This is a genomic window from Streptomyces sp. NBC_00887, from assembly GCF_045207585.1.
Genome location: NZ_CP108788.1, coordinates 2,291,848 through 2,314,877, shown reverse-complemented (window position 1 = coordinate 2,314,877; position 23,030 = coordinate 2,291,848). Strand labels below are relative to the sequence as shown.

The 23,030-nt window shown below is 68.2% G+C and carries 24 protein-coding genes and 1 pseudogene; 12 read left to right on the top strand and 13 right to left on the bottom strand.

Annotated elements, in window-relative coordinates:
• Positions 1-224 precede the first annotated feature (224 nt).
• From OG844_RS10530 to OG844_RS10520, 3 genes are all read left to right on the top strand, one after another.
• Positions 225-1,520, top strand: coding sequence for a sensor histidine kinase (locus tag OG844_RS10530; protein WP_406396073.1), 1,296 nt, complete (start codon positions 225-227; stop codon positions 1,518-1,520).
• Positions 1,517-2,209, top strand: a complete 693-nt coding sequence (locus OG844_RS10525) for a response regulator (RefSeq protein WP_406389626.1) — start codon at positions 1,517-1,519, stop codon at positions 2,207-2,209. Before OG844_RS10530 ends, OG844_RS10525 begins: the two co-directional genes overlap by 4 nt.
• Positions 2,210-2,483: 274 nt before the next feature.
• Positions 2,484-2,792: a hypothetical protein gene (locus OG844_RS10520; protein WP_406389625.1), complete on the top strand. Its 309-nt coding sequence runs from the start codon at positions 2,484-2,486 to the stop codon at positions 2,790-2,792.
• Positions 2,793-3,155: 363 nt separating this feature from the next.
• On the opposite strand, the gene OG844_RS10515 is transcribed toward OG844_RS10520, so the two are convergent.
• Positions 3,156-4,043 (bottom strand): LLM class F420-dependent oxidoreductase, encoded by an 888-nt coding sequence (locus OG844_RS10515; RefSeq protein ID WP_406389624.1) that lies wholly within the window; start codon positions 4,041-4,043, stop codon positions 3,156-3,158.
• 277 nt (positions 4,044-4,320) lie between these two features.
• Here OG844_RS10515 and OG844_RS10510 point away from each other — a divergent pair, with 277 nt between their 5' ends.
• Positions 4,321-5,067, top strand: a complete 747-nt coding sequence (locus OG844_RS10510; protein WP_406389623.1) for a phosphotransferase family protein — start codon at positions 4,321-4,323, stop codon at positions 5,065-5,067.
• Between the two features lie 218 nt (positions 5,068-5,285).
• Here OG844_RS10510 and OG844_RS10505 read toward each other — a convergent pair whose 3' ends face one another.
• Positions 5,286-5,891 (bottom strand): GPP34 family phosphoprotein, encoded by a 606-nt coding sequence (locus OG844_RS10505; RefSeq protein ID WP_406389622.1) that lies wholly within the window; start codon positions 5,889-5,891, stop codon positions 5,286-5,288.
• A 493-nt stretch (positions 5,892-6,384) separates the two neighbouring features.
• Between OG844_RS10505 and OG844_RS10500 the strand changes: the two genes are divergently transcribed.
• Positions 6,385-7,515, top strand: coding sequence for a PP2C family protein-serine/threonine phosphatase (locus OG844_RS10500; RefSeq protein WP_406389621.1), 1,131 nt, complete (start codon positions 6,385-6,387; stop codon positions 7,513-7,515).
• Positions 7,516-7,702: 187 nt separating this feature from the next.
• Here the strand turns inward: OG844_RS10500 and OG844_RS10495 are convergent, their stop codons facing one another.
• Entirely contained in the window at positions 7,703-7,990 is a 288-nt protein-coding gene (locus OG844_RS10495; protein WP_406389620.1) for a hypothetical protein, read from the bottom strand.
• 95 nt (positions 7,991-8,085) lie between these two features.
• Here OG844_RS10495 and OG844_RS10490 point away from each other — a divergent pair, with 95 nt between their 5' ends.
• Entirely contained in the window at positions 8,086-8,466 is a 381-nt protein-coding gene (locus OG844_RS10490) for a hypothetical protein (protein ID WP_406389619.1), read from the top strand.
• Between the two features lie 749 nt (positions 8,467-9,215).
• On the opposite strand, the gene OG844_RS10485 is transcribed toward OG844_RS10490, so the two are convergent.
• The 3 genes from OG844_RS10485 to OG844_RS10475 all read right to left on the bottom strand — a co-directional run bounded on the left by OG844_RS10485 (position 9,216) and on the right by OG844_RS10475 (position 12,416).
• Complete coding sequence (locus OG844_RS10485; RefSeq protein WP_406389618.1) at positions 9,216-9,824, bottom strand: IS5 family transposase; 609 nt, start codon at positions 9,822-9,824, stop codon at positions 9,216-9,218.
• Between the two features lie 610 nt (positions 9,825-10,434).
• Positions 10,435-11,952 (bottom strand): M48 family metalloprotease, encoded by a 1,518-nt coding sequence (locus OG844_RS10480; protein ID WP_406389617.1) that lies wholly within the window; start codon positions 11,950-11,952, stop codon positions 10,435-10,437.
• An 8-nt stretch (positions 11,953-11,960) separates the two neighbouring features.
• Positions 11,961-12,416, bottom strand: a complete 456-nt coding sequence (locus OG844_RS10475; RefSeq protein WP_406389616.1) for a hypothetical protein — start codon at positions 12,414-12,416, stop codon at positions 11,961-11,963.
• Positions 12,417-12,577: 161 nt separating this feature from the next.
• Between OG844_RS10475 and OG844_RS10470 the strand changes: the two genes are divergently transcribed.
• From OG844_RS10470 to OG844_RS10445, 6 genes and pseudogenes are all read left to right on the top strand, one after another.
• Positions 12,578-12,823 carry a hypothetical protein gene (locus OG844_RS10470; protein ID WP_406389615.1) on the top strand — a complete coding sequence of 82 codons (246 nt, stop codon included), beginning with the start codon at positions 12,578-12,580 and terminating at the stop codon, positions 12,821-12,823.
• Positions 12,820-13,233, top strand: coding sequence for a hypothetical protein (locus OG844_RS10465; RefSeq protein WP_406389614.1), 414 nt, complete (start codon positions 12,820-12,822; stop codon positions 13,231-13,233). Before OG844_RS10470 ends, OG844_RS10465 begins: the two co-directional genes overlap by 4 nt.
• Positions 13,234-13,353: 120 nt before the next feature.
• Positions 13,354-14,115: a PIG-L deacetylase family protein gene (locus tag OG844_RS10460; protein ID WP_406389613.1), complete on the top strand. Its 762-nt coding sequence runs from the start codon at positions 13,354-13,356 to the stop codon at positions 14,113-14,115.
• A 181-nt stretch (positions 14,116-14,296) separates the two neighbouring features.
• Entirely contained in the window at positions 14,297-14,821 is a 525-nt protein-coding gene (locus tag OG844_RS10455) for a hypothetical protein (RefSeq protein ID WP_406389612.1), read from the top strand.
• A 3-nt stretch (positions 14,822-14,824) separates the two neighbouring features.
• Positions 14,825-14,973 (top strand): annotated as a pseudogene (locus tag OG844_RS10450) (transposase family protein); the annotation flags it as partial.
• Between the two features lie 122 nt (positions 14,974-15,095).
• On the top strand, positions 15,096-15,464 hold the full coding sequence (locus OG844_RS10445) for a DUF6193 family natural product biosynthesis protein (protein ID WP_406389611.1): 369 nt from the start codon (positions 15,096-15,098) through the stop codon (positions 15,462-15,464).
• 949 nt (positions 15,465-16,413) lie between these two features.
• On the opposite strand, the gene OG844_RS10440 is transcribed toward OG844_RS10445, so the two are convergent.
• The 7 genes from OG844_RS10440 to OG844_RS10410 are packed head-to-tail and all read right to left on the bottom strand — an operon-like array spanning position 16,414 to position 22,996.
• A complete protein-coding gene (locus OG844_RS10440) occupies positions 16,414-17,136 on the bottom strand; it encodes a DUF6390 family protein (protein WP_406389610.1) in 723 nt (240 codons plus the stop codon).
• Positions 17,137-18,246 (bottom strand): hydrogenase expression/formation protein HypE, encoded by a 1,110-nt coding sequence (gene hypE / locus OG844_RS10435; protein ID WP_406389609.1) that lies wholly within the window; start codon positions 18,244-18,246, stop codon positions 17,137-17,139.
• A complete protein-coding gene (gene hypD, locus OG844_RS10430) occupies positions 18,243-19,346 on the bottom strand; it encodes a hydrogenase formation protein HypD (RefSeq protein WP_406389608.1) in 1,104 nt (367 codons plus the stop codon). The genes hypE and hypD overlap by 4 nt, the downstream gene beginning before the upstream one ends.
• Positions 19,343-19,639, bottom strand: a complete 297-nt coding sequence (locus tag OG844_RS10425) for a HypC/HybG/HupF family hydrogenase formation chaperone (protein ID WP_406389607.1) — start codon at positions 19,637-19,639, stop codon at positions 19,343-19,345. Before OG844_RS10425 ends, hypD begins: the two co-directional genes overlap by 4 nt.
• A gap of 45 nt (positions 19,640-19,684) precedes the next feature.
• Complete coding sequence (hypF, locus tag OG844_RS10420) at positions 19,685-22,243, bottom strand: carbamoyltransferase HypF (protein ID WP_406389606.1); 2,559 nt, start codon at positions 22,241-22,243, stop codon at positions 19,685-19,687.
• Positions 22,244-22,245: 2 nt separating this feature from the next.
• Positions 22,246-22,776, bottom strand: coding sequence for a hydrogenase maturation protease (locus tag OG844_RS10415; RefSeq protein ID WP_406389605.1), 531 nt, complete (start codon positions 22,774-22,776; stop codon positions 22,246-22,248).
• Positions 22,777-22,783: 7 nt separating this feature from the next.
• A complete protein-coding gene (locus OG844_RS10410; RefSeq protein WP_406389604.1) occupies positions 22,784-22,996 on the bottom strand; it encodes a hypothetical protein in 213 nt (70 codons plus the stop codon).
• Between the last annotated feature and the right edge of the window lie 34 nt (positions 22,997-23,030).

Below are 23,030 nucleotides of genomic sequence, written 5' to 3'. Positions count from 1 at the left end.
GCTCCTTCGGTACGGGCGGACGACTCCTTGGACGCTAGGAGCGCGCCCTGCCGCCGTGCGTCGCCCGTCCGGACCCATTGCCGTACCGCATCGGGATGATCTGCCGGAGCGTCATCCCTGCGATGTAGGCGCCCGATGTATGCGACGCGGCGGGAACGACCACTGAGACGGACTCCGAAGGTTCGGGCGGCGGCGAGAATGAGCAGGTGATGTACGTACGTACGATGGTGAATCGGCTGTGGGACGCCGCACGTCAGGCGGTCCGCGAGGCCGGACTTCCCGGCAGCCCGCCGCCGCGGCTCACCAGGCGCGCCTGGCAGTTCGACGTGCTGGTGGCGCTGATGCTCGGTATCGCCACCGTCTACTACGGCATCGACAACGCCGACAACGTCGTGGTGTGGGAGGTCGCACCCGGCGTGGAGCGCGTCGTGCCGCGTCCGAACGGCCCCGGCGGGATGGTCTTCATGGTGACCCTCGCGGTCATCGCATCGGGTGCCCTGGTGTTGCGCCGCCGCTACCCGCTCGCCGTACTGTGCATCGTGACGGCCGCGACACTGGCGACACCGCAGAGCGTCCTGAGGCTGACCTTCTACGCGTTCGTCATCGCCGTCTACAGCGCCGCCGTGTACAGCCCGTACCGGGTGGCGACCCTGGCTGCGCTGCCGGTGTCGGTCGTCCTGGTCGGCACCTCGGGGAACTCGGTGACTCCCATCGTCCCCAACGAGTACATCGCCCTGCTGATCCTGGTCCCCATGGCAGTGGCCGCCGTTGGCCTTCGTACCTGGAAACTCCGAACCGACGAGGGCCGCACCCGGCTCTCCGCCCTGGAACGCGCACAGGCCGAGGCACTGCGCCGAGCCGTCGAGCACGAGCGGGCCAGGATCGCCCGCGAACTGCACGACGTCGTCACGCACAACGTCAGCGTGATGATCATCCAGGCGGGCGCAGCCCGCAAGATCATGGAGACCTCCCCCGATCAGGCCGGCGAAGCGTTGCTCGCCGTCGAGGCAGGAGGGCGGGCGGCCATGACCGAGCTGCGTCACGTCATGGGCCTGCTCACCATGGACAGCGAGGACGAGGGAACAGGCGGGGACGCGGACATCGCGGGTACGGCGGTGGAGCTCGCCCCGCAACCCGGCTTGGACCAGCTGGAAACGCTGATCGGACGGGTCCGGGACACCGGCCTGCCCGTCGACCTGACTGTGACCGGCCCGCCACGCCCCCTGCCGCCCGGCGTCGAACTCGCCGCCTACCGCGTGGTCCAGGAAGCCCTGACCAACACGGTGAAGCACGCGTCCGGCGCCACGGCCGCCGTGACCGTCGAATACAGCCCGGGCCATCTACGGATGGAGGTCACCGACACCGGTGGGCGCCCCGGCGCGGGCGCGACCACGGGGAACGGCCGGGGCCTCATCGGGCTGAGCGAGCGCCTCGCCGTCTACGACGGAACGCTGGACACCGGCCGGCGTCCGACCGGCGGGTACCGTGTCGAGGCCCTGATCCCCTTGGAGACACCATGACCGAGCCGCTGCGCGTACTCCTCGCCGACGACCAGACCCTGGTCCGCACCGGATTCCGGTTGATCCTCGGTGCCGACGGAATCGACGTCGTCGCCGAGGCGACCAACGGAACCGAAGCGATCGAAGGGGTCCGCCGCACGCGTCCCGACGTGGTTCTGATGGACATCCGTATGCCCGAGATGGACGGCTTGGAGGCCACCCGCCGCATCCTCACCGGCGACCTCGACACACCCCGCGTCATCATCCTGACCACCTTCGACCTCGACCGCTACGTCTACGCGGCGTTGTCCGCCGGAGCCAGCGGCTTCCTCCTCAAGGACGTCACCCCCGAGCAGCTGACCGCGGCCGTCCGCACGGTCCGTGCGGGGGACGCTCTCCTCGCGCCCGCCATCACCCGCCGCCTCGTGAAGCGGTTCACCCAGCGCGGGAGCGACACGGCCGCCCTCCACCGCGACCTCGCCTCGCTGACCCCGCGCGAACTGGAAGTACTCGGCCTGCTGGCCCGAGGGCTGAGCAATGCCGAACTCGCCGCCCACCTCCACCTGGCCGAAGCGACCGTCAAGACGCACGTCGCCCGCATCCTTGCCAAGCTCGGACTCCGTGATCGTGTCCAGGCCGTCATCGTCGCCTACGAGACGGGGCTGGTCAGCGCCGGCGGAGGCGAGAACGCCCGGCAGCCCACCGAGTAGACGTAGACCGTGGCCGCGAGAAGGGCCGCTGCAGGAAGCGCAACACGGGGCCACGTACTTCGACGATTCCTCTGATCGACCGAGCAACTCTCGGGATCCCGACTGAGAGCGGAGACTTGCTCTGCGGCTCAGTGTGCGACATCCCATGAGTTCCTCCGAGCACTACTGAGTCCTTGTCCCCGTGGCCAGGGTGTTCTGCCTCATTGGGGTGCTCTTCAGGCCGGTGACGCAACTTCAGGATTCTTGAAGCGTTCTCACCTCGTCCGATCGATCTGTGATCGGGGTGAAGGTGAGGAGGCTCGGGTCGGGGCTGGCAGCCGTACGGGACCTGCGTGAATTCCGCGGTCCGGTCTCGGCGGAGGATCTGGAGCAGTTCGAGACCGACGTGCTCGCCGGGTTCGTCCTCGCGCGGGCTTCGGCGGGGCTTGCGGACGGCACCATCCGCGGGGACGTCGGGCACCTGGACCAGATGCGGGCCTGGTCGGTTCGACCGCTGTGGGATATGGAGCCGGCTGGCGCCGACGGGTACTTCGGGAAGGTGCTGCGGGAATCGGCACCCGGCTGGCCCGCGCGCAGGCGCTGACCACGTACTTCCTGTTCCTGGAGCTGCGGCACAAGGTCGAGATCCATCGGATGACCGGACGGGTTGTCGAGTGTCCGTCTGGGGCCGCATGGGGTGGCGGCGCAGTCCTGATTGTCAACACTTCGCCGTCCACCGCCGCCGATGGTCCTCAACCGACTGCATGTCATGGCCAATCCGTCCGGCCCCCCACGGGACACGCGTGACACCCTCGCGTTCTGTGCGGCGCACGACATCATGCCGGAGATCACCCCGGTCGGGACTGCGCGACGCCAACATCGTGCTCGACGCCATGGCCAAGGGCGCCGCGGGCAGGCGGTCAGTCATCAGTCTTCGACTGAACCGGCCTGCCGCGCGAGCCGTCCCCTACAGTTCGTCGGCGAGGGCCCCTGCCAGCTCTCGCCATTCGGCCCGCGGCAGGCCGGCGCCGCCCTCGTCGGCGGTGAGCACCTGGAGCGCGACATGGTCGGCTCCGGCGTCGAGGTACTCCCGTGTCCGGGCCTTTACACGCTCGGCGTCGCCGAGGGCGAACAGGGCGTCGAGGAGACGGACGCTGCCGCCGCTCTCGAAGTCGCTCTGCGTGAACCCCAGGCGCAGCAGGTTATCGGTGTAGTTGGGCAGCTGGAGGTACATCCCCAACATGTTCCGCGCAGTGGTGCGGGCCCGGTCGAGGTCGGTGTCGAGCACGACCGACAGCTCCGGAGCGAGCAGCGCGTCGGGGCCGAGTGCTTCACGTGCCTCCGCCGTGTGCTCGGTGGTGACGAGATAGGGGTGCGCGCCCAGCGACCGGCCGGCCGCGAGCTTCAGCATCTTCGGGCCGAGCGCCGCCAGGACCCGACGTCCCGAATCCACGGGCGGGGTGGCGGCGTCCAGCGCATCGAGGTAGGCCACCATCGCGCTGTACGGCTTCGCGTACCGGGGCACCATCGGGCCATGGCTGACGCCCAGACCGAGGACGAATCGCCCGCGCCCGCTCGCGTCGAGCGCCGCGATCCGCGCCGCCACCTCCTCGGCGGTGTGGTCCCAGATGCTCAGGATGCCGGTGGCCACCGTGACCGTGCGGGTGGCGGCGATGACAGCCGCAGCGTCCTCGGGGGAGGGGCTGCCCCCGATCCAGAGAGCGCCGTACCTCAGCTCTTCGAGCTCGGCGACCGCCTCCGCGATCGCCCCCTCGCCTGCGTCTCCCCGCGCCCCGTGCAGGGCACTGCTCCAGATGCCGACTCGTCCGAATGCCTCACGCGTCACAGAAGTCATGGTGTGCTCAACAGGTATCCCTGCCTGCTATTCCCGGGCTGTGCAGGGATTCATCCGTATGGATACGGCGCAGCGGTGCAGTCCTCGACAGCGCCTCACAGATGGTTCGCCCAGCGCTCCCCTCCGGTCAGACAGCAGCTGCATGGCGCGGTGGGCTCGACCTGGCCAGAGGTGGGTGTGTGCATGAGGCCGCCGGGTAGCGGGGCGCGGTCAGCCGCGTAGTCACACGTGATGAACCCGGTGATGTCGGCGACCATCCCCGGGATACTGGCCGTTCATGGATGAGGTCAACGTTGTCGTCGCCCACTCCGAGCGTGCGACTCTGCGCGTCGGCGACGTGTTCTTGAAGGTGGACGCCGACCAGGCGCGCATAGACGTCGAGGTCGAGGCAATGGCCCTGGCGCCGGTCCCGACCCCGGAGGTCCTGTGGCGCAAGCCGCCGGTGCTCGCGATCGCCGCCCTTCCAGGGACGACGCTCGGGCGTCTCGGCGGGCCGTCGTCCGGGTCGCCGGCGGCGTGGGCCGCGGCGGGTGCCGCCATCCGGAAGCTGCACGAAGCGCCCCTGCCGCACCTGCCGGGCCGGGCCGGCAGGAGCGTCGTCGCGCTGGCGGCGGAACTCGACGACGAGTGCGAGTTGCTCGTGACGAACGGCGTCCTGCCCGCCGACGTGGTCAGCCGCAACCGCCAGGTCGCCGATGCCGCGCTCCGTCCGTGGACTCCGGCATTCACGCACGGCGATCTGCAGATTGCTCACGTCTTCGTCGACGGCGACGAGGTCACAGGCATCATCGACTGGTCCGAGGCGGGCCAGGGTGACGCCTCGTACGACCTCGCCACCTTCACACTCGGACACGAGGAGCACCTCGACGACGTCATCGCCGGCTATGGCACCGACGTCGACCTCGACGTGATCCACGGGTGGTGGTCGTTGCGAAGCCTGTTGGCGGTGCGCTGGCTGATCGAGCACGGCTTCGACCCCTTCGCGCCGGGCTGTGAGATCGACGTGCTGAGATCCCGTATGTGAGGCCGCGCGGGGCCCGACTGCTACGTGTGTGTCATGACGCATCGAGCGGGCCACCCCCCGGAGCGATCGCCCGCCATTACTCTCAACAAAGGACGGTGCGCGGCCGTCGCCAGCATGTCGTCCCCGAGCCGGAAGCCCAGCTGCTGGGGCAGAAACTCCCACCGTATCCCGGCGTACGGCAGTGGCTCGATGCGCGCCCACATCAACGAGACTCGAACTCACGGTCCTCGCCAGAGGTTGGCGAATGCCGCGTTCTCGATGGACCGCCTCTGGCGTACGGCCTCCAACTCCATCACCGCGTCGTGGACAACGGCCACCACAGTCGTCACCGCCTCGTCGTCGAGGCCGGGCTCATCGTCGGACTGGTCGCCGCCGATGCCCACGACCGAGGCGAGGGCGGCAAGGACGGGTTCCTTCTCGTTCCAGCGGTCCGCTGCCCGACGGCGCGCGGGCGTATCGACCGGTTCCACGCGTTCCGAGCCGAAGGGCAACCGGCCGCTTCGCTTCCGAGCCAGTTCACCGTCCTCCTCCAGGGCGGCCTGGTACGCGGCCGAGAGGTCTTGGCCCCGGCGCCAGAGCCAGTCCTCGATCCGCTCGAAGGGCGCCTGCCGAGTGAGCCCTGCCGCCGCCTCGCCCATGAGCCGATCTGCCATGGTCGGCAGTCCACCCGGCACGATGCGGTCGCCTTCCACGGCGACTGCCTCCGCACGGATGAGATCGATGAGCTCGGCTCCGGCGAGTGCGAGCGACAGGTCACCCTGGCCCACGGCATGCTTCGAGCCCGGGTCCATGGTGATGATGAAAAGGTCTTTCGCCGTGGTCATGAACGGCTCCCCTCGGAGACATCGACAAAGGTGCGCACAGCGCCCCGGCACGTGTCCGAGGCCGGTCCGGCGGTGGAGCGACTGTCACGATCAGTATCGCCCCCGCCCACGCAACCGATGCCCCTTCGCGAGGCTGCGGAAGTTTCCTTGGGCGCTCACCGAGAACGGCTGGTGTGCCGGGCGCAGCGCAGCTTCCGCAGGAACAGTGTCCGCGGCCGGACCGTCATCCGTATCGGTCATACGGTGCTGCATGAGCTATCCGCCAGCCCTTCCTCGGGGCGCCGCCCGCCCGTGACGCAGTGCGCGGACGCGGTTGCGTGCCTCGAGGGGCTACGACCTCGGTGGCATGTGGTGTCTTCCGCCGTTCTGATGGTGGAAGCAGCTGGGACGACGACGCTCGGAATGCTGCCATCCGAACGGTCGAATCCACACCGGTCACGCCCGGCCACGTCATCTCAGCAAGATCGTGTCGCGGGCTCTTAGGGTTCACCTCATGCCTCGCAAGCGTTCTCCGAACGGCCGACGGCCCCTGTTGCCGCGTCAGGGGTGGGTGTGGTGGCTGCCGTTCGCCGTAGTGGTGGCCGACGTGATCGTCGAATTGATCCTGCGTGGACGGGAGCCCGTGAGTTTCCTGCTCATCGGGGTCCCTCCGCTCGCCGCGGCGACGCGCGGCCCGAGGGAGACGGCGCTGTCGGCGGTTGTCTGTCTGGGGCTGCAGATGCTTTTCGCCGCCCGGCGTCCCGGTCACTTTCATGAGCAGCACCACATTGCGTTGTACGTGGGCACGCTGCTCATCGGGATCGCCAGCACGGCCCTGGCGTGGCAGAGGGAGCGGGTCAGACAGCAGTTGATCCGCGCGAATTCGGTCGCAGAAGCGATGCAGCGCGGCCTGCTCCGCCCGGTGCCGCGCAGGCTCGGGCAGGTACGGGCTGCCGCGTTCTACGCGGCGGGCGAAGGCGGCACGCTCGTCGGCGGCGACCTGTACGACGTATGTGTGACGCCCTTCGGGGTTCGGGCGATCATCGGCGACGTACGGGGCAAGGGGCTGGGCGCGGTACAGACGGTTGCGGCGGTCCTGGGCAGCTTCCGGGTCTGCGCGCACGAGTGGCAGGACCTGGGCAGCCTGGCGGAGCGGCTGGAACTCAGCATCGCCCGCAACGCTCCGGTCGGTGATGAGAACGACTCCGAACTCTTCGTCACAGCGCTGGTGCTGGAGTTCCCGCCCTCGGGCGGGGAGGTTCGTATCGTCGACCGTGGGCACCCGGCGCCCGTCGTTATCGGCCCGGAGGGCGCAAGGCGACTGGTCACCGCGCCCGCGCTGCCGCTGGGACTGGGTGGGCTGTCTCCCGGCGGCGCAGCGGAGACCACGGTGCATCCGCTGCACCCCGGTGAGGTGGTTGTCGTGTATACGGACGGGGTGAGCGAAGCACGAAACGCGCAGGGAGCCTTCTACCCGGTGCTTGAGCGCCTCGCGCAGCGTTTCGGAGGCGTAGGAGCAGCACCGGACCCCTCGGACGTCGTGTCCTTCGTACGGTCCGACACGGAGCGCTGGTCGAAGGAATGTGACGACGACCAGGCCGTTCTCGCCCTCACGCTGAAGGAGCACCCTTGTGAGAGGTCTTGAGGGTTGTCAGCGGATGAGGCCCCCCGCTGCTCGGAAGTGGCCAACCGCAGTCAGACGCCAGCGGCCTGGGCGTCTGTGGGTGCTGTCCGTGCTCATGCGGCGTGATGGCGGTTCTCCACAACGGTGAAGGGGACGCGGTGAGCAGGATTGGTGAGCGGCCTGTCATTCTGTGGCCCCTGACTTGCCATCAATTTGGGAGTGCGCCTCCCGGCGTCAGCAGCACACACCGCAGCAGCTGTGCACGGTCGGCGAGGACGAGGGCCAGAGCGCTCCCCAGGATCGGTGTCATCAGCGGTGCCACGATCATGGCACCGATGACGGTGGCCGTCGAGTCGCCCACCACACCCGCACTCGCGATGACCGCAGCCGGTACGAGCAGTACCCAGAAGCGGGTGGAGCCTGGGCTGCGCAGCCCGCGTTCGATGAAGAGGCTGTCGGCCATCCGGCCGACGGTGGCCGAGTCCACAGCAGCCATCGTGTCTTCTTCCCGACCCCGGCGCTTGCGAATCGTGGGACGCGACTTCCGGCGCGAACCGGGTCTACCTGTTCCCCCGGGAGGAACTGCAGCCAATGGCCGTACCCGAGAAGGGGGTAACGCTCCTGCCCACCACCTCAGCCATCCGCACCCACGTCGTTACGCTCGACCCCGAAGTGAATGACGAGCACGACGAACTCCCGCCTGACGCGTACGACCTTGCCCGCTCGGGATGGAAGCGGGAACCCGAAGAACGATTCGGGAAGCAACGCGAAGTGCTCGGATCGCTCGGAGGCAGCCCCTCCTACCTCGAGGACGACCGACTGCCCACATGCGCCTCCTGCGCCGGCGCGACGGAATTCGCGGCACATCTGGAGGAAGGGATCTCCACTCAGACCGCCATGAACCTCGGCGGCCAGTTGGGCTACGTCTTCGTCTGCCGCGCCTGCTGCAAAGGTGCCTTCCTGACAGACTGAGCACACAGACACCCTCATGGGACGCCACCGGCGAGGACGAGACCACGACCTCGCCCGGCGCCCAAGCCCACTACCGTCGCCGTCAGTGGTGACCGTGCTGCGGCGCGAGGGTGCGGATACGGCGCCATGGTCGACGGGGAGGCTGTCGCTTCCACCGGCCGGTGTGTCGTTGTTTAGAAGCCGTATCTCAACCGAACGTGATCTTTTGATTCTCCCTGGTCAGGCATGGTTTCGGGCGGGGTGAGGGAGTGTTCTGACGTTCCGTTCCGCTTGGTCAGTAAGGGGTTGCGGTGGCGTCGGTGCTGGGGTTGTTGGAGGCACGGGAAGCGGCTGCTCGTGCGCGGGTCGAAGATCTGCGGGAGGTGGCAGCCCGGGCGGCTGCCGTGCTGGAGGCCGCGGAGATCGAGCTGGACCGGCGGGTGATCGCGCGCGAAGAACTTGTAGAGGCCCTGGCCGTGTCCGCTGACGAGGCCACCGCCGCGACGGAGGCAGAGGCAGAATCCGTGCCCGTGCCCGCGACGTTGCCGGGAACGACAGTGCCGTCCTGGCGCGATGGGCTTCCTGCGACTGTTCTCACGCCGGACTACCAGCGGATCCTGGAGATGTTGGCGAACCGGTCGGGCCAGGAGCCGGCACGAGCCAAGGAGATCGCGGTGGTTCTGGGGCTGGAGCCGACGCCGGCGGAGGTGGAGGGCGTGCGGTCGAAAGCGAGGCGTCTGGCTGAGCGCGGGTGGCTGCTCCAGGAGGCGTCAGGGATGTTCAGTGCCGACGACCTCCAGGGCGAGGCCGAGTTTCTGACGGCACCAGGGGACAAGGCCGCCGGTGTAACCGCCATCGGCCCAGACGAGTGTGATCTCCCGGTGCAGCGACCGCAGCCGCTGAAGCAGAGGTACGGCCGCGTCCCGGTCGCCCACGTTCGCAGCGGTCACCGCGACGGCCAGCAGCAGGCCGAGCGTGTCAGTCACGATGTGCCGTTTACGGCCCGGCACCTTCTTCCCGCCGTCGTACCCGCTCGAAGAAGCCGGCACGGAAGCGGAAGCCCGAACCGACTGCGCGTCGATGATCCCCGCCGAAGGCTCCGCCTCCCGCCCCTCGCGTTCACGGGCCTTCCCACGCAGCCGGTCATGGAACTCCGCGACCAGCCCGTGCTCCCGCCACCGGCGGAAGAAGGCATAGACCCGTCCCCGGGCAGGAAAGTCCGTGGGCATCGCCCGCCAGGAGATCCCGCCCGCGACCAGGTAACGGATCGCGTCCAACATCTGGCGGTGGCAGTAGCCCTCGGGCTGCCCGCCCTTGCCCTCCAGCCAGGCCGGCACCGGCAACAACGGCCGCACCGCCGCCCACTCCGCGTCCGTCATATCCGACGGGTACCGGCGCACCCGGTCCGGGTGATCAGCCGCGTTCCCGTACACGTGCGCGAGACAATCACACGATCGGGCAGCCGAGTTGAACGACGCGGGCGCGAGCGCGTAGAACTGCGACAACAGGGCCTCCTGGAACTGCTCGGTTCGGTTCCCACCTCCGAGCTACCAAGGGGCCCTGCCTTCATGCGCCTACCACCGGAAGACCATCCCGGCGGGAAACCCGTTCGACTCACACGTTCCATCATCGGTCGAGATACGGCTTCTGAGGAACTCCTCCAGCGGCCCAGACGTGCGCATACGTGAGCAGGCTAGCGTGAACGGGTCCGTGCCCAGCAACAACAGCGCATAGGCACTCAGGTCAATGGGTAGAGGGAACCGCCGATAGCCTGCATTGCCGTTCCGGTCGCCGTCCCCTGCCTGCAGGAACGGGGCACGATGCTGAATCGTCCCACCGGTAACGCCCTACCAGCACACTTCAACAAGATCGTGTTACGAGCTCTGAGGGTCCGTTCGGTGTGGGCTCGGCGGCTGGCTTCGTGAGTTCTGATCCGATGGGCCTCAGGAGCCCTGGAGTCTACACGGATGCTTTTCCTGCGAAGATAATCTATGGCTCTCTGTATTGGGAGGGGAGCTCGTCCCAGCGGTCCAGAAAATTGTTGAGGTCCGTCAGTGAGTCGTCACTTACCCAGGCGACCGGATTCAAGATTGCCAGTACGGCGCAAACTCCTGCGATCAACACCAAGCGTTGACTGACCGACATTGTGGCGTACCAGATCAATAGGGCGAGGGCGAAACCTGGTCGCGGAGGTTTTCTCACTGCACCCCGGGGAATGTTCACCGGGGTATCGGAGGTCATTGCTAGCCACATGCTCGCACACAAAGGCAGCATAAGGGCATAGAAAGACACCCGGTGCAGCCAATTAGGGCCTACCGTCCACGCCTCAGAGGTCAACAGTGGCATTGTGCCGAAAAGCAGAAGAAACTGCAGGCCTTTTAAATCATCGACAGGACCCGGCTGGGAAAGGCGTCCATATCTTTGCTCCCACGTCGGATGCGTACGCCACAGGTCAGCGAACCAGCGTCCCGCGGTTCTCCACCGACCCCAACGGTAGTCGATTTGCTTGCCGCGCCCCGGTGTGATCTGCATGGAACGCCAAAGACTCAGATCGGCTCCTGTGGCGACGGCGTCGAAATCAGCGACAAGTTCACGGCGGCGCAGTATGTCAGCCCGACCGAGATATACAATCACCACAAGCAGGGCAGAGAGTGCTGTTGCTGCCAAGCTGGGTTGAGCTTGCGCCCAGTAGATACCTCCGGCGTCCAGCACTTCCTCTTTCCACAGGAGCCATGCGTTGAAGATCGCGCAGGGAACCAGTACGGCCGCGAGCATGACTCGGCAGAGGGAAATTATGATGTAAGTTATGTCGATATCGCCGTTACGGATGTGTGCAAGTTCGTGAAGCACCACGGCTTCGAAATGCTCCGGGCGTGTTTCACGGGAAATTACCAGGCCGACGTTCAGGCATACCGCATATTTGCCGCCTCGACCGAAAACAACAGCGCCAGAGGACAGGGCGCGCGGGTCGATGATAAAGTCGGGGGTTTTTCGGAGGTCGGCTTGGTTCGCCAGGCGCGCTAAGTGCTGTGAAAGGGTCTCCCTGCATGGCTGATTTGGTCGGGCGTTCTTCCCCTGCCATTCCCGTGTGGTCCACACTCGCCCGGTGGAGGGAGAAGCCGGGAGAGGCTGAGGGTGCGACGACAGTTGATCGGCGGGAATGAGGTGTCGCCGACGCCAGAGGGGCAGCAGCCAGTACGTTGAAAGGGCGATGCAGAGCACCGCCCCAGTTACAGCCAGCGCGGACAGCAATGCTGAGGACGCCGCTTCCAGCCTGCAGTCCTGGAAATCGTCACTTGCTACGAGGTGAAGACGCTGTTCGGAAACGGGTGCGGTGAGGTCTGCTCCGGTGGCGCGGGCACAGCTTAGGAACGTCGACTCGGACCGGATTGCCAGCAACGCATTGTGTATTTGGGAAACGCTAGACCCGATCAGAGTGATCGCGAGCAGAGCGAAGCGCCGCGTGGTGCCCCGTCCAAGCACGTAACGGTCGTCCCAGGGGAGCACGGGCCGGCCTACGTGCTGGTCTCGCGTGCGAGCCGTGAGACCACCGCGTCGGCGAGCGCCTGTGCCTGCCGACCCTCGATACCGGCATCAGCAGCCCGCCCCAGTACTTTGCTGTGCACAGCTTCCAACTGCTCCGACGAAAGCGGCGGCATGGCTTCCACCTGCGGCGATGAACGCCTCAGCATTCTGTCCGCAGCAGACCGCATGCGAGCCAACAGGCCGTCAGCCGCCATGTCCGCACCGCGGGTAGCCACTTCGTTCACCACTAGCCAGACAACGGGAACGACTAGAGCAGTGACCTCCGTCAGGCCAAAGCCCAGTGGATCCTCTCCCCCATCGCGGCGAGCGAATAGGCGTGTCACCTGTGCGTCGTTCAGCGGCTCCAAACCATCGAGTGCGACGAGTTCATGCGGGGCAAAAGCGGTCACGATGTCGCGGACAGCTTGGCGCACTGTCGTAGTCATGCGTCAACTCTAGCCTTACACAGCGCAGTTCGGGTCTCCTCGCGGGACAGGATAGAGCGGGGGATAGGCCCGGAGCTCGTCACACGATCTTGTTGAAGTGTGCTGGTAGGGCGTTACCGGTGGGACGATTTAGCCGTTCGTGAGGGTGTGGGTACTCGACCGTGGATCGCGGTGGCCTCGTCAGCGGACACGGCCAGGGCCTCTACAAGTTCTTTGCGCGCGATCACCCGCCGGTCCAGCTCGATCTCCGCGGCCTCCAGCACGGCAGCCGCCCGGGCTGCCACCTCCCGCAGATCTTCGACCCGCGCACGAGCAGCCGCTTCCCGTGCCTCCAACCGTGTGTCCTTGGTTTCAGCGAGCGGCGTGCGGAGGTGCGCACCGCCAACCAGGAGTGGGTGCCCAGGTGATCGCGTTCCTGATCGACGTGGTCGTGGGCTTACTCGTCCCTGGCTTCGGTGGGAGAGGGCGGGCGAGGGCTGAGGCTCGCGCCTTCGCTGAGGGAGGTGAGGTTCTCTTCGAGGCATGCATCCTCGGTGACCGCCCGTTCTGCAGTCCAGCCGTAATCTTCATCTCGGCCTCCAGAGATTCTCTGCATGTATCGCCTACCGAGGTGAAGACGCTCGCGCGTCGCGCTCTGCCGGCCGAACACATCGAGGTACGCCAGATCCGCAAGCGGACTCGATCCGACTCCCGGGTCATCCGTCCCTTCTGGAGCATTGCCGAGTGTCACGACGGGAACCTCGGCTTCGTGGTCGCCTGTGCACCTGAGCACATGCGCTGGTTCACCGGGTCGCTCAGAACTGGACCCCCGGATTGAACGCCGGAGTTGCCCACTGATCCGTCGGCCACAGGCAGACCATCGAACGCTGCTCGCTGTTCGGAGGCTCTTCGGCACGTCACGGCGGACGGCGGCCCTCAATGCGGAAGGATGGCCGACATGACATTGCCTGCCCTGCCAGAGGAGTCCTTCCAGCGCGTTCTCTGTGTGGTCGCGCACCCTGACGACATGGAGTACGGCACCTCTGCGGCTGTTGCCCGCTGGACCGCGCGTGGCATCGAGGTCGGCTATCTCCTGCTCACCCGCGGGGAGGCCGGCATGCCGAACCCTCCCGAGGAGACAGCACGCCTGCGGGTCGCCGAGCAGCGAGCTGCCTGCGCCGTCGTCGGCGTCGAGCACCTGACCATCCTCGAACATCCGGACGGAGTGCTCGTCTACGGCCTCGACCTGCGCCGTGACATCTGCCGGGAGATCCGCCGGTTCAAGCCCGACGTCGTACTCGGCACCGGCTACGAGATCGAGGCGCCCTGGGGCTTCGACCAGGCCGACCACCGCGCGGCCGGGCTTGCGACGCTCGACGCCGTGCGCGACGCGGGCAACCGGTGGGTCTTCCCGGAACAGGTCGACGAGGAGGACCTCGAACCCCACTCCGCGCGCTGGCTCGTTCTCCCAGGGCTCGCCGGCATCGGTGCGACCCACGCCGTCGAGGTCACGGGTGAGCCGCTGCGCCGCGGCATCGCCTCCCTCGCGGCGCATGCCGCGTACCTGGCCGCGCTCCCTGATCACCCTGCCCCCGAGGACTTCATCCCGAAGTTCACCGCGATGAGCGGCAAGGCCATGGGCGTCGAGCACGCCGTCCTGTTCCGAGCCCACGACCTCCAGGCACCACCGGAGCTCTTCACGGAAGCCGGGCAGGACTGACTCGGGGTCACCCGGAGACGATGTGCCGTCGAGATCTCTGAACCAGGGTCGGTCGAGCGCAGGCCGAATGACTATTACTCGTGGAGGGCACCCAGCCCATTGCCGAGATCTGTCACCTCGGCTCCAGCCAGGACGGTACCGAGCCGGTCCGTCCGAGGGGCGCCTCTGACATGATGATGGCATGTTCGATTTCGGCATCGCGGGCTACCAGCCGGAATGGTTGGACAGCCGTAGGGACGTCGTGCAGGAGCATGGGAATCGTCTGTGTGGTCTTGCTGGTCGGACGCTCACGAGAGTCTGGATGGTCTGGGACCGCAGGGATGACGAGTGGTTCTGTGACTGCCCGGTGCTGTTCGACTTCGATGGCGAGCAGGTCGAGATCAACCATCAAAAGCTCGGTGATGTCTCCCTCACGTGGAACATGATCGACCCCAGCCATGCGGTCCGGTGGCCCGGCTTCGACCTCCAGTGGCGCCCCGAACCTCTTCCCGGGCTCCAGGTTCTGCGTGGGCTGCCCCTCAAGGGAGCCGAACTGCTCGAATGGACATACGGGGATGTCGCTCAGGGAATGGTCGACATCAGCTTCGCCTTCGAGACGGGTCGCGTGATCGTCTTCAACGCGCTCGACGAGAACGGGGTGAGCTTTGACCCTCCCGGTCCGAACCAGCAGTCTCACGATCGCACCGAACGGGCAGCCTGGCCGTGACTCGTGGCTGCTGTGGTCACGGCGTTCGTGCCGTCCTGGACAGCCCCGTTCACCGCGCCGAGGACCGGATGTCACTGGTTGCCGCGTACTGGCGAACAAACCTGACCATGCGGCAACCGGGTCTGCTGTTCAGGGTGTCGACGTCAGCCGCCTCATCGGCGAATCCCAACGCACTCGGCGCGACACCTGGCAGCGCCCCGCAAACTGTGGCACACCGTCCCGCCGCCATGGCCGAGGGTTGCCCTGGCAGGCGCCACTGCCGATGATCAATGACATGAGTACGGAAACAGTGGTCGAGAAGACCTGGCGCATGTTGTTGGAGCGTCACCCCGAAGCCCGTCGTGGGGATCCTGCAGTGATCGAGGCCGCGTCCGCAGAGCCGCGACTGCGCCGGCTGTTCCCCTTTCCGAGTCACGGCTGCCTGAACTTTCACCGGAACACAGACTTTCCATGGAGCAACGACCTTCCCCGCATAGCCGGCGGAGTAAAGGGATACCTGGTGTATGGCGCCGGCGCCCGCTACGCCGAACTCCTCGGCGAGGTGGCCACACCACAGGAGGCTGCCGCGCTCGTCGTCGCACACCTCCCGAGCGACTGCGGGGCCGCGGTGGAGGGGCCCTGGCACGGGGCGGACTCCTTCTGAAAGAGATCGAGACAAGAAGATCGCCCAACCGGAATCATGCCGGGATGAAACTTGGCCACCAGGGCGGGATGTTGGCCGGGCACGTTGGGGCGGGGTAGGCGTCCGGTATGCCGAGCCATGTGACGAGGAACCAGGTGAACCACAGGGTGAGGATGAGCCCCGCAGCGTGCCCCCCGTTTGGCGACTGGCTTCCCTGTTCCGCCGGAGATCGTACGTGCGTTCTCGCCTGCGGGCGGTGGTGGCCCCGGCCCGGGCGGAAGTGGCCGTCGGCGTGCACGTGGTGCCCCAATGGCGGCCATCAAGGTATCGGCCGCATCGGCGAGGGGCAGGTGTCGACCGGCATCGAGGCGGGCGAGGCAGCATGCGCCTTCCACGGGCGACTGGATTGCCGGTGACCGTGTGCTCGATGGCTGAGCCGAGAGCGTCAGCGCCCGTGTACGCACATGGCGTCGATGGCACCCAGATCCGTCCGACGACTGGCCGTCAGCGGACTGCCTTGCGGGCGGTGCATCCGCCTGAGACCTTGGACTCGCTGCGCTTCATCTTCAACTCGGAGGCCTGGGGCCTTGGGGAAGATCCCGGGCTTCAGATCCGATCGCGGACCGCACGCAGCGCAGAACCTACGGAGAACGGCCTGAGGAGCGCGAACGTTTCCCCCTCTCTCGCAGGCGGCCCCAGGCACGGACAAGATCAAAGAGAGTCACGGAGACCACTAAGCGGTGGTTCGGTTCGCGAACTCGGACGCCCTCAAGGGCCGGCCGGGGCTGTGCGAACCGCCGGCGTCACCTCCGGCCGGATGGTCCTGGCCGTCGACGGCCCGCTGCAGCCGGTGAAGGGGAGCGGGTGGATCACGACGTCGGTCGTACCGGCGCCGACGCCGGTGACATGGCGGAGGAGCCGATTCCCGTGTGGGAGTTCGGCTCGTCGCTCCGGCTCCCACACACGGAATTCAGCGCACGGACACGAGCTGACGCAGCTCGGTGCGTCGGCGTTCCTCGAGGTCCTCGATGCGCCGCACCTGTCCATCGGTGAGTACGTCGCACACCCAGTCCCAGTGCAGTGCCACCCGGTCACCGGGGGAGAGCCCGTCGATCAGTGTCCTTCCACCTGCCGAGCAGCGGACGGTCTCCTCCCGCCACGCTCCGTCGGTCAGCGACGCGCCTTCCCAGCACAGCGGTCGTGACCGCACGGTCGCAACGTCGCTGTCGGCTTCGACCACCACTCCGGTACGGATGCGGCACTGGTCGAGCACGGACAGGGCCGTCGGATGCCCGCTCGACCGCAGCATCGACGCCCACGGATACACCTCGAACACCTGGAAGCTGTGATGGGCCAGCGCCCGGTCACCGGCCTCGCGCCAGGTGCCGCCCAGCTGGCCCCGGAACCGGTCGGTCATGCGCTCCACCAGGGCGGCGGGGTCGGCCCGGTCCAGGAGCTCATTGCCGATCCAGTAGGCCTCGACGACCCGCACGTCCAGCGGGTCGGGGATGCCGGCCGTCTCCGCGAGGAACTGGAGATAGCACCAGGCCCCCTCGAACTGCCGGGCCCGCCGCTCGATGTCGTCGGTCGCCTCCCGGCTCAGGAGGGCCGCCGCGTCGGCAGGCCCGCAGTAGCCGAGTTCGTTGGGCGGGTAGGCGTATCGCGCGAACAGCAGGGCGCCTTCGGCACTCACTCAGCAGATCCTCGGTAGTTGTTCGCCGATAGGCAGCCCGATGACCCGGCTCCCGCCCAGCCCCGTCTTCGCGACGACCATTCCCGCGTGGTCCGGCACGCAGCTGCCGATCCGGCATGCGGACCGGCCCAGGGGATGGGCCCGCATCGCCTCCAGCACCCGGTCCGCGTCCTCGGCCGGGACGATCGCGATCAGCTTGCCCTCGTTGGCCACCTGGAGCGGGTCGAGCCCGAGCAGACTGCACGCGTCGCGCACCGTCGGCGGCACGGGAAGCAGCCGTTCGACCAGCTCGACGCCCACGTCCGAGGCGCGGGCGATCTCGTTGAGCGAGGCCGCCACACCACCGCGCGTGGGGTCCCGGAGCACATGGAGGTCGCTCCCGGTGGAGAGCATCGCGGTGACCAGGCCGTGCAGCGCGGCGGTGTCGCTCTCGACCGTCGTACCGAACTCCAGCCCCTCCCGGCAGCTCATCACAGCCACCCCGTGCACGCCGATGTCGCCGCTGACGAGCACGGCGTCACCGGGCCGCGCCCGGCGGGCGTGGATGTCGACACCCGGCGGGACCACGCCGATGCCCGAGGTGTTGAGGTAGACCCCGTCACCGCTGGCGCGCTCCACGACCTTGGTGTCCCCGGTGACCAGTCGTACACCGGCGGCTTCCGCGGCCCGGCCCACGTCCTGGGCGATCCGGCCGAGGTCGCTCAGCGCGGTGCCCTCCGCGAGAATGAAGGCGGTCGACAGGAACAGCGGGGTCGCCCCCGACATGGCCAGGTCGTTGACCGTACCGTTCACCGCGAGGTCGCCGATCGATCCGCCGGGGAAGAACATCGGCTTCACCACGAACGAGTCGGTGGAGAAGGCGAGTCGGGTACCGGACCCCACGGTCAGGACGGCCGAGTCACCGAGGTCGGCGGAGGCCGCGGCACCGTACGCGGGCAGAAACAGGTGCTCGATCAGCTCGCCGGACATCGCACCCCCGCCCCCGTGACCCATCACGACGGACGGGATGTCGCGCAGAGGTACGGGGCAGGCCCATCCCTCGAAGTCGAGGTCGGGCACACCGTCGAGCGGCGCGGTCACTGCGGGCGCAACGTCGGTCACATCAGTCACTTCGCATCGACCAGTTCCAGTCGGCGGTGGGTGTAGTACGCGGCGCACGCGCCCTCGCTGGACACCATCGTCGCGCCCAACGGGTTCCTCGGCGTGCACTCCTTGCCGAACGCCTCGCACAGATGCGGCTTGATCAGCCCCTGGAGCACCTCGCCCGAGCGGCAGAGCGACGACTCCGCGGTGTGAATCCCCGTCACGTCGAACCGCTGCTCAGCGTCGAACTCCCGGTACTTCGCGGCGAGTCGCCAGCCGCTGCGGGGGATCTCCCCGATGCCGCGCCAGGTCCGGTCCGTCACCTCGAAGACATCGGCGAGCATCTTCATGGCGGGCGCGTTGCCCTCGTCGCGTACGGCCCGGGGATAGGCGTTCTCCACCTCGTGGCGGCCCGCCTCCAACTGCACGACGGTCCGGCGGACGCCCTCCAGGATGTCCAGCGGTTCGAAGCCGGTGACCACGATCGGAACCTTGTACTTCCGGGCAAGCGGCGGGTACTCGGACGTCCCCATCACGCTGCACACATGCCCCGCGGCGAGGAACGCCTGAACCCGGCAGGTCGGTGATTCCATGATCGCGGCGATCGCCGGGGGCACCAGGACATGGGAGACCAGCAGCGAGAAGTTGCGGACTCCGAGGCGCTCGGCCTGATACACCGTCATGGCGTTCGCGGGTGCCGTGGTCTCGAAGCCGATGCCGAAGAAGACGACCTCGCGGTCCGGGTTCTCGCGGGCCAGCTTCAGCGCGTCGAGCGGTGAGTACACCACCCGTACATCGCCGCCGGCGCTCTTGACGGAGAACAGGTCCTGGCTGCTGCCGGGCACACGCAGCATGTCACCGAACGAGCAGAAGATGACCCCGGGGCGGGCGGCGATCGCCAGTGCCCGGTCGATCGTCTCCAAAGGGGTGACGCAGACGGGGCAGCCCGGTCCGTGGATCATCTCCACTCCGTCCGGCAGGAGTTGGTCGATCCCGTGCCGAATGATCGAGTGGGTCTGGCCGCCGCAGACCTCCATCATCGCCCACTTCTGCGTGGTGACGGCGTGGATCTGATCGATGATCTTCTTCGCGAGGTCGGGGTCGCTGAACTCGTCGAGGTACTTCACCGGCCGGCTCCTTCGGGGGACGTGTTCTGCTGGGCTGCGACTTCGAGAGGGTCTCCGAACTCCTCGGCGAGGATGCCGAGCCGGTCGAAGTTGGCCAGGGTGTCCTTGGCCGACCGCTCGTCGAGGCGCTGGATGGCGAAACCGACGTGCACGATGACGTATTCACCGACCGTCACATCGGGGATGTACTGGAGGCACACCTCCTTGCGCACCCCGCCGAAGTCCACCTCGGCCATCACGGTGCCGTCGACTTCGGCGGTACTGAGGACGCGCCCCGGAACAGCCAGACACATGGTCCCTCTTCTCTGTGGGTCTCTCGGGTACGTGAAGCCGCGGCGTCAGCGGGCTGCGGCGATCATGAGCTGGCCGAGGGCGATCCCACCGTCGTTGGGAGGGAGCAGCCGCGGCCGCAGAACGGTGAAGCCGCGCTCCATCAGGCCGTGTTGGGACGCTTCGAGCAGTACGGCGTTCTGGAAGACGCCACCGCCCAGGGCCACGGTGTCCAGACCGGTGTTCGTGCGGCAGAGGTCCGCGAGGCCGACGACCAGGGCGGCGACGGCGGCGTGGAAGCGGGCGGCGATCTCCCCGGCGGACGCCCCGGCCCGTACGTCGGACACCACGGCCCGCACGACCGGGCCCGGATCCGCGACGGCGGGGTCCTCGCCCGCGCCGGGCCGGATCGCGAAGCGGTAGCCGTTCGCCGCGGCCAGGGGGTCCGCCGCCGCGCCCCGGGCCAGTCCTTCCAGTTCCATGGCCGCCTCCGCCTCGTACGCCACCTCGTGCCGTACACCCGCCAGGGAGGCGACCGCGTCGAAGAGCCGCCCCATCCCCGATGTCGGCACACAGCCGAAGCCGGTCGTGAACTGGTGGGCCAGTACCTCGCGTTCGGCGGCCGGGCAGGCCAGGACCGCGGGCAGGTCCGCGTCCCACGGAAGGCCTGCCGCGTGCAGATGTGCGAGCGCCATCCGGTAGGGCCGCAGCACGCTCGCGTCGCCCCCGGCCAGCGGCACGTATCCCAGGTGCGCGGCCCTGCGGAACGACGCGTAGCCCGCCACCAGGACCTCACCGCCCCAGGCCGCGCCGTCGTCCCCGTGGCCGGTGCCGTCGAAGGCGACGCCGATCACTTGCTCGTCCCGGCCCAGGCCGTGCTCCGCCATGACCGAGGCGATGTGCGCGTGGTGGTGCTGCACGGTGCGCACGGGCCGCCCGGCCGCACGGTTGCGGGCCCAGTCGCCGGAGTGGTAGCCGGGATGGCGGTCGGCGACCAACAGGGCCGGCTCCACCCCGGTGAGCTCCTCGAGGTGCTTCTCCGTGCGGGTCAGGGCGTCGACCGTGGACAGGTCGTCCATGTCGCCGATGTGCTGGCTCAGCCAGGCATATCGGCCCTCGCCCAGGGCGCAGGTGTTCTTCAGGTCCGCGCCCACGGCGAGCGTCGGCGGTACGTCGAAGGGCAGCGCGAGCGGCAGCGGGGCGTACCCGCGTGATCGGCGCAGCGGCAGCTCCGCGTCCGCCACGTAGCGGCTGACCGAGTCGTCGCACGGCACGTGGATCCGCCGGTCGTGCCGCAGCCAGGCGTCGACCAGCGGCGCGAGTACGGTCAGCGCGTCGCCGTCGTCGGTGACGATGGGCTCGCCCGAGAGGTTGGCCGACGTCATCACCAGTGCGTCCGGGCCGGGGTCGTCGTCACCGAGCCCGAAGAGCAGAACGTGCAGAGGCGTGTACGGAAGCAGCAGCCCGAGGTCGGGACAGCCGGGCGCCACGGCGTCGGACACCCCGGCACCGGCGCCGGGCCCGGCGGGACGCCGGGGCAGGAGCACGATCGGGCGTCGGCCACCGGTCAGAAGCTCTTCCTCGTCCGCCGTGACGGTCACCAGCTGCCGCGCCACGTCGAGGTCCGGGACCATCACCGCGAACGGCTTGCCACCGCGCCGCTTGCGCCGACGCAGTTCGGTCACGGCCGCCGCGTTGCGGGCGTCGCACACCAGGTGGTACCCGCCGAGTCCCTTGACCGCGATGATCCCGCCGTCGGCGAGGAGCTTGCGGGCGGTGCGCAGCGCGTCTTCGTCACGGGACAGGGTCACCCCTTCGCAGCCGACCAGTTCGAGCCGGGGCCCGCATTCGGGACAGGCGACCGGCTGGGCGTGGAAGCGCCGGTCGCCCGGGTCCTCGTACTCCGTCCGGCAGGCCGCGCACATCTCGAAGTCCGCCATCGTGGTCGCGGACCGGTCGTACGGCAGGCCGGTGACGATCGTGAACCGGGGACCGCAGTGCGTACAGGTGATGAAGGGGTGGCGGTAGCGCCGGTCCGACGGGTCGGCCAGCTCGTCGAGACAGTCACGGCAGGTGGCGACGTCGGGCGGGACGAGTGTCCTGGCCCGGTCGGCCGTGCTGGAGTGCTCGATGGTGAAGCCCGCGCCACCGCGCGTCGGCAGCTCGCTCGTCCGTACGTCCTCGACGAGCGCGAGCGGCGGGGCGTCGGCCCGCAGCCTGCGGCCGAACTCCTCCACGGCGCCGGCCGGTCCCTCGACCTCGGTGAGCACCCCGTCGCCGGTGTTCGTCACCGTGCCGCTGAGCATCAGCTCCGAGGCGGTGACATACACGAAGGGCCGGAAACCCACGCCCTGCACGACGCCGCGCACCTCGAACCTGCGGCGCACCCGCTCCGCCCGGCCGCGCCCCATCATCTCCAGGCCCGACAGGGCCTCCCGGGCCTTCGCCCGGTCGATGAGCTCGACGGCGAAGCCCATGTGGAGCAGGACCCAGTCGTCGCGGCCGGGCGGATCGTCGAGCATTCCGATGTTGACGCGTCGTCGGGCGCCCTCGACATCCACCAGGGCCAGCTGGCCCGCATAGCCGTCCACGATCTCCACGACGCGGCCAGGAATGCCTAGGCACATGATCAGGATCTCCGGAGTTCGGCGCTCTTCACGGACGCGGTCGGTACGGCGGGGGCGAGCTGCCGGACCAGGGTGTGCACTGCCTGGACCGCCTCGGGCACCGCACGGCCGACGGCTTCGCTGAGCCCGATGCCCTCCTCGACCCCGGCGGGCATACAGCCGACGAGGAAGGTGAGCGGAAGAGTACCGCCCAATTGGTCCAGATTTGCCAGTACAGCGACCGGATTCATGCCATGGGCGTCGAATTCACCCGTACCGAGGTCCTCCGGGCCGATGCGGAGCACCGTCACCTCCCCGGGCGCGCCGCCACCCGGGTACGCGTCGACCAGCACCAGCGCGTCGTACCCGTCCAGCAGGTCGTACGCGAGATGCATACCGCGGATTCCGTAGTCCACCACCCGGACCTGCGGGGGCAGTCCGCCCTCGGCTGCCAGCCGCCGTACGGCCTCCGGGCCGAAGCCGTCGTCGCTCAGGAAGAGATTGCCGATGCCCGCCACCAGTACCCGGGCGGCTGTGTGCGGTGCGTCCGTCATGCTCGGCTCAGCCGCCACCGGACTGGAGGCGCGGCGCCTTCGGGTGCTCGGCCTTCTTCGGCTGTACGGAGGTGTCGGACTGCTCGTCCGAGGTGCCCGACGGCCGGTCGACCGGTCCGCCTTCGGGCTGGTCCGATCCGGTGTCGCGGGACCCCATCGGGCCCCGTTCCTCCTGCGGCTCCTCCTCGACCTGGCTGTTCTTCTCCGGTGTGTCCGCCATGGGGTGCTCCTCGCTCATATCAATCGGGTCGGGA

What these genes read in the sequence shown, in the direction of transcription:
- OG844_RS10530 (WP_406396073.1), top strand. Translation starts at nt 225, where the DNA reads ATGGTGAATCGGCTGTGGGACGCCGCACGTCAGGCGGTCCGCGAGGCC.
- OG844_RS10525 (WP_406389626.1), top strand. Translation starts at nt 1,517, where the DNA reads ATGACCGAGCCGCTGCGCGTACTCCTCGCCGACGACCAGACCCTGGTC.
- OG844_RS10515 (WP_406389624.1), bottom strand. Translation starts at nt 4,043, where the DNA reads ATGACTTCTGTGACGCGTGAGGCATTCGGACGAGTCGGCATCTGGAGC.
- OG844_RS10510 (WP_406389623.1), top strand. Translation starts at nt 4,321, where the DNA reads ATGGATGAGGTCAACGTTGTCGTCGCCCACTCCGAGCGTGCGACTCTG.
- OG844_RS10505 (WP_406389622.1), bottom strand. Translation starts at nt 5,891, where the DNA reads ATGACCACGGCGAAAGACCTTTTCATCATCACCATGGACCCGGGCTCG.
- OG844_RS10500 (WP_406389621.1), top strand. Translation starts at nt 6,385, where the DNA reads ATGCCTCGCAAGCGTTCTCCGAACGGCCGACGGCCCCTGTTGCCGCGT.
- OG844_RS10495 (WP_406389620.1), bottom strand. Translation starts at nt 7,990, where the DNA reads ATGGCTGCTGTGGACTCGGCCACCGTCGGCCGGATGGCCGACAGCCTC.
- OG844_RS10490 (WP_406389619.1), top strand. Translation starts at nt 8,086, where the DNA reads ATGGCCGTACCCGAGAAGGGGGTAACGCTCCTGCCCACCACCTCAGCC.
- OG844_RS10485 (WP_406389618.1), bottom strand. Translation starts at nt 9,824, where the DNA reads ATGACGGACGCGGAGTGGGCGGCGGTGCGGCCGTTGTTGCCGGTGCCG.
- OG844_RS10475 (WP_406389616.1), bottom strand. Translation starts at nt 12,416, where the DNA reads ATGACTACGACAGTGCGCCAAGCTGTCCGCGACATCGTGACCGCTTTT.
- OG844_RS10460 (WP_406389613.1), top strand. Translation starts at nt 13,354, where the DNA reads ATGACATTGCCTGCCCTGCCAGAGGAGTCCTTCCAGCGCGTTCTCTGT.
- OG844_RS10455 (WP_406389612.1), top strand. Translation starts at nt 14,297, where the DNA reads ATGTTCGATTTCGGCATCGCGGGCTACCAGCCGGAATGGTTGGACAGC.
- OG844_RS10445 (WP_406389611.1), top strand. Translation starts at nt 15,096, where the DNA reads ATGAGTACGGAAACAGTGGTCGAGAAGACCTGGCGCATGTTGTTGGAG.
- OG844_RS10425 (WP_406389607.1), bottom strand. Translation starts at nt 19,639, where the DNA reads ATGTGTCTGGCTGTTCCGGGGCGCGTCCTCAGTACCGCCGAAGTCGAC.
- hypF (WP_406389606.1), bottom strand. Translation starts at nt 22,243, where the DNA reads ATGTGCCTAGGCATTCCTGGCCGCGTCGTGGAGATCGTGGACGGCTAT.
- OG844_RS10415 (WP_406389605.1), bottom strand. Translation starts at nt 22,776, where the DNA reads ATGACGGACGCACCGCACACAGCCGCCCGGGTACTGGTGGCGGGCATC.
- OG844_RS10410 (WP_406389604.1), bottom strand. Translation starts at nt 22,996, where the DNA reads ATGGCGGACACACCGGAGAAGAACAGCCAGGTCGAGGAGGAGCCGCAG.